We start from the raw sequence: 5,819 nt of genomic DNA, 5'->3' as shown, positions 1-5,819 counted from the left end.
CGGCCAAGGGACCGGCAGCTGAGTACCAGAGACGTGTCGGCGGCACGGCAGCTGGTGGCCCAGGCTGAGGAACTGGACAGTTCCGGACGGGAAGACCTCGCCTTCATGCTGCTCCGGCAGAGCACGACGGAACTGCTGTCCCCGGCTGAGACCGCGCTCGTAGTGGTAGGGCTGAGGCTTCGCGGACGGGACGGGCTGGCCGACGACCTGATCCACGCCTACGGCAGGGACCAGGGCAACCAGGACGTCATGGCGGTAGCCATGGAGCTGCATGAGAAGGGTGCGCCGGATGACGCTGGGACCGTACTGCGAGCCGCGCTCGGTTAACGCGCCGGCACTGGGCGTCCGGCGGCCTGGTGGTCAGGCCGCTTCGGCTGCGGCCTCGTAAGACGTCTGGGCGCGATCGAGGAAGTCATCAGGATCGTGCCCCCGCGCGGCGCTCCAATGGAGCAGCCCGGCGATCAGCTCAACCGCGGCCTCTTCAAGGCTGGCCTCCCAGCTCCGCCCTTGCCGCTCCGGAGCGCCTCCCATGTTCTGGTACGCCTCCAGCAGGCCCACAGCGCGTTCAATCCGCCGACAGCCCGTCCCGGAGTTGATCGGTACCTCGCACCACACCGCCTTGCCGGCGACGGTAGGAACCACGCCCCAGTCAGCGGTCAAGCCTGCGACCAGGTGCAGGCCCCGGCCGCACTCTTCGAAGCAGTCCGCCTTCCGCGGGGCTGGAAGCGCCGGGCTGGTGTCGTGGACCTCCAGCCGCAGCCGTTCACTCCTCCACTCCAGCACCAGTGTCGCCGCCGAACCGTCCCCCACGTGCTTAACGACGTTCGTCGCCAGCTCGGTGATGACGACTTCGGCTTCATCGAGAACCGCTGGCATTCCCCACCTGGCCAGCTGCCTGACCGCCGCGTTCCGCAGCAGACCCACCTCAGCTGGAGCCGCCTTGAAGGGGAAGACGCAGCGCGGCCGGCCATCGCTTGTTTCAGAGATGGGCATGAGCACCCTCCCTTCCAGGCCACGCACAATGCCCGCGCCTGCCGTATCCGAACGGCTGCAGTGCGTAGCGGTCTGGCAACGAGCATGGCATATGAGAACTCTCGTGATGCAACTTCTCACGAGTCTCGATCGGGTGAATCCGGTGGTGAGGCCGGTTCAGCGCTACCTAGCCTGTGGGGATCTCGGGGCCACCATCCCGGTACACGGCAGAGGAGCCGAATGACTGAGCGAACCACCACTCGCCGACGCCAGCTCGGCGCGACCCTGCGTAAGCTGCGTGCTCGTAAGGGGCTGACGCTTGAGCAGGCCGGGCAACTCGTCGGTGTGTCGAAGGCGACGGTCAGCCGGTACGAAACCCAGGCTGGGCCCGTCAGGTGGGTCGTTGTCGAAGCTCTGTGCCGTGAGTACGGAGCGACCGAGGCCGAGACAAGGGCCGTCACTGGTCTGGCGAAGGACGCCAAACAGCAAGGGTGGTGGAACTCCTTCGCGGACTCCATCCCCGAGAGCATGAACCTGCTGCTCACCCTTGAGGACGATGCAGTCCGTGAGAGCCACTTCTCGTGTGTCTACGTGCCCGGCCTCCTACAGACGCGGGCCTACAGCACTGCACTTCAAAGGGCCAACGAAGTTCCACTTGCCCAAGAGGAGATCGAGCGTCTGGTCGACATCCGCATGAAGCGGCAGGAGATCCTCGTCCGCCCGAAGCCGCCGCGGCTGTGGGCGATCCTCGATGAGTCGGTCATCCGCCGCGTCGTCGGATCACCTCAGCTCATGAAAGAGCAGCTAGGCCGACTGCTAGAAGCGAACGAGTCACCTCACATCACTCTCCAGATACTGCCCTTCGCCAAGGGAGCGCACGCCGCAGCACTAGGAAGCTTTGTCATCATCGGTGCGCCTGAGCCGGCCCTGGACGTGGTGTACGTCGACTTCCACGCCGGCTCGCTCTTCCTGGAGAAGGACGAGGAACTGGAGCGCTACAGACTTGCGTTCGAGTACCTTCAGGCACAAGCGTTGGACATGGAGTCTTCGTCCGCCATGATCCATCGCGCTCTGAAGGAGCTGTGAATGTCCGTCGGCACTCAGCCCGCGACCGAGCCTAGGTGGTTCAAGTCGTCCTACAGCGGTGGCAACGCGACCGAGTGCGTTGAGTGCGCGTACGTCAGCAACGGCATCCGGGTCCGGGACTCGAAGTGCAGTGACGGGCCAGTCATCCCCGTCCGCACCAGCGCTTGGCTCCCCTTCGTGAACTCTTTGGCTCAACGTAGGGCGAGCGCCGCTCCGAGTTCCAGCGCTGGGTCGGCCAGCTGACGATGCTGTTCATGTACTCAGGAATCCTCGGGCCGCACTCCCACCCTGAGGATCCCAGGGTCGGCCCCGCGCGCCAGACGGCGGAGAAGACCGTCACAGTCCTTCAGCCGGAGTGACGTGACCAAGGCGCGCCCTGGAGCCGCCCGGCCCGGGCTTGCGGGTGAGGGCCGCGCCCGGGCGCCGCAACCTGGTGTGCGGCGCCCTTCGCCTGTTATGCCGTCGCCGCCAGTTCCGCCCGTCCGAACAGCAGCGCGTACCCCGTGGGGAGTTGGGCGAGGACCCGGGTGGTCAGGGGGTCGCCGATGTGGTCCGCGAGGGCGCTCAGGACCGAGCTGACGTCCCAGCGGGCCGTCGCGGGGGTCGAGCCCTCGATGCGGGTGGCCACCGAGTCGACGAACTCGCGGGCCGTCAGGGGGCGGGTCGCGGGGATCTGGGAGGCGATGACGCGGCCCGCCTCCCGGGGGAGGGCCTGGGCCAGGGCCACGCGCTCTTCGCCGGTGACGTGGCCGCCCAGGGCCGAGAGAACGATGCGGGTGACGTGCTCCGCCTCCGCCCTCGTCGGGTACTGGCCCGCCTCGCGCACCGCCTCGGTCAGCGCCAGCCAGTCGGCTTCCTCCGTCGCGCTCTTGGCACGCGGGCGAGCGGTCGGGGCGGGGGCGGGGATGGCGATTCTCGGCTGCGGGGTGGTCACGGTCATCGTGGTGGCTCCTCCTCCGGGACACTTCGGGGCACCGAAAGCCCGGTACCCCGTAATGCGGCGGGCATGGGCGTCAGTTCGGCCAATGTGTGGCTGATGAGGGCACTGTGGCCGGTGCCGCCGTTCGGGAGTGTGTGCGGGTAAGTGGGGGTGGGTGCAGGGGGATACGGCAGGGGTGCGCGCGTCCCGAGTGGTCCCTGTCGGGATACGGGACGCGCGCCGTCGGGCGGATGGGTGGTGGGTCGGCACTGGGGGGAGCCGGCGCGTGCCGGGTGCGCCGGGGGCGCGGGCCGCCACCGGTGGACCAGGGCGCGTCGGCTCCCGGGGGGTGAGGGGTCAGCCGCTGATCTGCTTGCGGCCCGTGTCGCCGCCGGCGATCTGGATGCGGCGGGGCTTGGCCTGTTCGGCCACCGGGATGCGCAGGGTCAGGACACCGGCGTCGTACGAGGCGTCGATGCGTTCGGTGTCGAGCGTCTCGCCCAGGAACAGCTGGCGGGTGAAGGTGCCCGTGGGCCGTTCGGCGACCAGCATCTCCGCGTCCTCGGGAGCGGGGTTGCGGCGCTCCGCGCGGACGTTGAGGACGTTGCGCTCGACGTCGAGTTCGATCGTCTCGGGGTCGATGCCGGGCAGGTCGAAGTGGACGAGGAACTCGTCACCGGACCGGTAGGCGTCCATCGGCATCGCGGCCGGGCGGGCGTTGGCGCCCATGACCTGCTGCGCGAGTCGGTCGAGTTCGCGGAAAGGGTCCGTGCGCATGAGCATCACAGGTCACTCCTCTCTTCCGGGGGTTGGGCGCGATGCGCTACGACTTCTTATATAACTCCCCGCCGGAAACTTGACAAGCCTGGACTCAGGTCCGGGGGTGGCGCCCACCTGCGCGTTAGCCTCGGGACAGACATTCGGGATACGAGGAGGCACTCATGGCCAGGGTTCCCAGCGCGGTCGTCGCCGCCACCGGACTCGTCGGCGGCTACGGCGTCGCCCGCTGGACCGGGAAGCGGCAGCTCGGCGGGGCCGTCCTGGCCGTCGCCGGAGCGGCGGCGGCCCAGCAGTGGCGGACCCGGGCCGGTGGACGGGCGGCCGGCGCGCTGACCGCCGCCTACGTCGCCGCGTTCGCCGGGTCGCACCCGCTGGCCAAGAAGGTCGGCGCCTGGCCCTCCGTCCTCGGCGTCACCGGTGCCGTCGCCGTCGCCTCCTGGGCCGTCGCCGACCGCAAGGCCGCCTGACCTCGCGGGTCGCTCACACCCCAGCCCGGAACGCCCTGCGGTAGGCCTGCGGGCTCGTCCCCACCACCCTGCGGAAGCGTTCCCGGAAGGCCGTCGGCGAGCCGAACCCCGTCTGCACGGCGATGCGTTCCACCGGGTGCGCGGTGGTCTCCAGCAGGTGCTGGGCCCGCCGTACCCGTGCCCGGTGCAGCCACTGCAGCGGGGTGGTACCCGCCTGCTCCCGGAAGCGGCGATTGAGGGTACGGGTGCTCATGCCGGCCTGCGCCGCGATCTCCGCCAGCGTCAGGTCCCGGTCGCAGTGGTCCTCCAGCCAGGCGAGCAGGGGCTCCAGGGTGGTGCCGGCCGGGGCCGGGGGCAGGTCGTGGACGATGAACTGGGCCTGTCCGCCCTCCCGTTCCAGCGGCATCACGGACATCCGGGCCGCGTGCACGGCGACCGCCGAGCCGAAGTCGCTGCGGATCATGTGCAGGCACATGTCCAGGGCGGCCGCGGCGCCCGCCGACGTCAGGAACTGGCCGTTGTCGACGTACAGGACGTTGGCGTCGACCGTCACCCGCGGGTGGCGCCGGGCCAGGTCCGGTGCCGCGATCCAGTGGGTGGTCGCGCGCAGCCCGTCCAGCAGGCCCGTCGCCGCGAGAAGGAACGCGCCCACGCAGATCGACGCGATCCGGGTGCCGTTCGCAGCCGCCGCGCGCAGCGCCCCGGCGACCCCGGGCGGCAGCTCCTCCGGGGGTCGGGCGACCCCCGGCAGGATGATCGTGTCCGCCTCCGCGAGTGCCTCCAGGCCGTACGGCGCCCGGACCGTGAAGGCGCCGGCGCTGACCTCCTCCCGCACCGAGCACACCCGCAACCGGTACGGCTGCCGGCCGTCGGGCAGCCGGGCCCAGCCGAAGGTGTCGACGGGGGCGGAGAGGTCGAACGGGATGACGCCGTCCAGCGCCAGTACGGCCACGGTGTGCATGGCGAGAGAGTAGGGGTACGACGGGTTGTCGCCGGCACGAGGGCGGGGTTCGACGGGCTGTCGCCGGCACGGGGGCGGCGTCCGGCCCGCCCCACCGACCTGGGGGCCCGCTGCCCGGAAGCCGGCCCCCAGGGCCTGGCGAGAATCCGTCGGACCTTGGCACTTCTGCCACTGCTCCCGGGCCCCGGCCGCCCCTACCGTCCCCCTGTGACCAAGTTCCTCCTCGCCGTCCACGTCATCGCCGCGATACTCGCCGTCGGTCCCGTGGCCGTCGCCGCCAGCATGTTCCCGCCGGCCGCCCGCCGGGCCCTGTCCGCCGGTCCCGGCGGTGACGGCCACGCCGGGGGTGCCGCTGGTGCCGGTGATGCCGGGGCCACCGGGACGCTCCCCGTGCTGCACCGGATCTGCCGCGTCTACGCCGTCGTGGGCGTCGTCGTCCCCGTCTTCGGGTTCGCCACCGCGAACCGCATGGGCGTGCTCGGCAGTGCCTGGCTGATCGTGTCGATCGCCCTCACCGCTCTCGCCGCCCTCGTCCTCGTCGCGCTGGTGCTGCCGGCCCAGACCGCGCTCCTCGAAGGGGACGCCGGGCCCGGACGCACCGCACGGCTCGCCATGGCCACCGGCCTGTTCAACC

Annotated in this window: 9 protein-coding genes; 5 read left to right on the top strand and 4 right to left on the bottom strand. The window is 70.6% G+C overall.

Translation table 11 applies throughout. From position 1 onward, the window contains the following. Positions 1-327: hypothetical protein (locus tag IE312_RS17995; RefSeq protein WP_229900012.1), on the top strand; the 327-nt coding region annotated here is incomplete at its 5' end. 33 nt (positions 328-360) lie between these two features. Here the strand turns inward: IE312_RS17995 and IE312_RS17990 are convergent. Beyond that, positions 361-993 (bottom strand): ATP-binding protein, encoded by a 633-nt coding sequence (locus IE312_RS17990; protein ID WP_189982969.1) that lies wholly within the window; start codon positions 991-993, stop codon positions 361-363. A 219-nt stretch (positions 994-1,212) separates the two neighbouring features. Here IE312_RS17990 and IE312_RS17985 point away from each other — a divergent pair, with 219 nt between their 5' ends. Next, the gene (locus IE312_RS17985) at positions 1,213-2,058 is read left to right on the top strand and encodes a helix-turn-helix domain-containing protein (protein ID WP_189982967.1); all 846 of its coding nucleotides are present in this window, start codon (positions 1,213-1,215) and stop codon (positions 2,056-2,058) included. Continuing rightward, complete coding sequence (locus tag IE312_RS17980; protein WP_189982965.1) at positions 2,059-2,301, top strand: DUF397 domain-containing protein; 243 nt, start codon at positions 2,059-2,061, stop codon at positions 2,299-2,301. Between the two features lie 211 nt (positions 2,302-2,512). Here IE312_RS17980 and IE312_RS17975 read toward each other — a convergent pair whose 3' ends face one another. Together IE312_RS17975 and IE312_RS17970 are read right to left on the bottom strand one after the other, a co-directional pair. Beyond that, complete coding sequence (locus IE312_RS17975) at positions 2,513-2,998, bottom strand: DUF2267 domain-containing protein (protein ID WP_189982963.1); 486 nt, start codon at positions 2,996-2,998, stop codon at positions 2,513-2,515. A 336-nt stretch (positions 2,999-3,334) separates the two neighbouring features. Continuing rightward, entirely contained in the window at positions 3,335-3,760 is a 426-nt protein-coding gene (locus tag IE312_RS17970; RefSeq protein ID WP_189982962.1) for an Hsp20/alpha crystallin family protein, read from the bottom strand. Between the two features lie 158 nt (positions 3,761-3,918). On the opposite strand from IE312_RS17970, the gene IE312_RS17965 reads away from it, so the two are divergent. Then, entirely contained in the window at positions 3,919-4,224 is a 306-nt protein-coding gene (locus IE312_RS17965) for a hypothetical protein (protein WP_189982960.1), read from the top strand. 13 nt (positions 4,225-4,237) lie between these two features. Here IE312_RS17965 and IE312_RS17960 read toward each other — a convergent pair whose 3' ends face one another. Beyond that, positions 4,238-5,185, bottom strand: coding sequence for a GlxA family transcriptional regulator (locus IE312_RS17960; protein WP_189982958.1), 948 nt, complete (start codon positions 5,183-5,185; stop codon positions 4,238-4,240). 207 nt (positions 5,186-5,392) lie between these two features. Here IE312_RS17960 and IE312_RS17955 point away from each other — a divergent pair. Then, a partial coding sequence (locus IE312_RS17955; RefSeq protein ID WP_229900010.1) for a hypothetical protein occupies positions 5,393-5,819 on the top strand: 427 nt, incomplete at its 3' end.

It is taken from the genome of Streptomyces capoamus (assembly GCF_014654935.1).
In the GTDB taxonomy this organism is placed as follows: Bacteria; Actinomycetota; Actinomycetes; order Streptomycetales; family Streptomycetaceae; genus Streptomyces; species Streptomyces capoamus.
This window is presented reverse-complemented; position numbering and strand designations above follow the sequence as displayed.

Coding starts and splice junctions, on each gene's coding strand:
- IE312_RS17990 (WP_189982969.1), bottom strand. CDS start 993: ATGCCCATCTCTGAAACAAGCGATGGCCGGCCGCGCTGCGTCTTCCCC.
- IE312_RS17985 (WP_189982967.1), top strand. CDS start 1,213: ATGACTGAGCGAACCACCACTCGCCGACGCCAGCTCGGCGCGACCCTG.
- IE312_RS17980 (WP_189982965.1), top strand. CDS start 2,059: ATGTCCGTCGGCACTCAGCCCGCGACCGAGCCTAGGTGGTTCAAGTCG.
- IE312_RS17975 (WP_189982963.1), bottom strand. CDS start 2,998: ATGACCGTGACCACCCCGCAGCCGAGAATCGCCATCCCCGCCCCCGCC.
- IE312_RS17970 (WP_189982962.1), bottom strand. CDS start 3,760: ATGCTCATGCGCACGGACCCTTTCCGCGAACTCGACCGACTCGCGCAG.
- IE312_RS17965 (WP_189982960.1), top strand. CDS start 3,919: ATGGCCAGGGTTCCCAGCGCGGTCGTCGCCGCCACCGGACTCGTCGGC.
- IE312_RS17960 (WP_189982958.1), bottom strand. CDS start 5,185: ATGCACACCGTGGCCGTACTGGCGCTGGACGGCGTCATCCCGTTCGAC.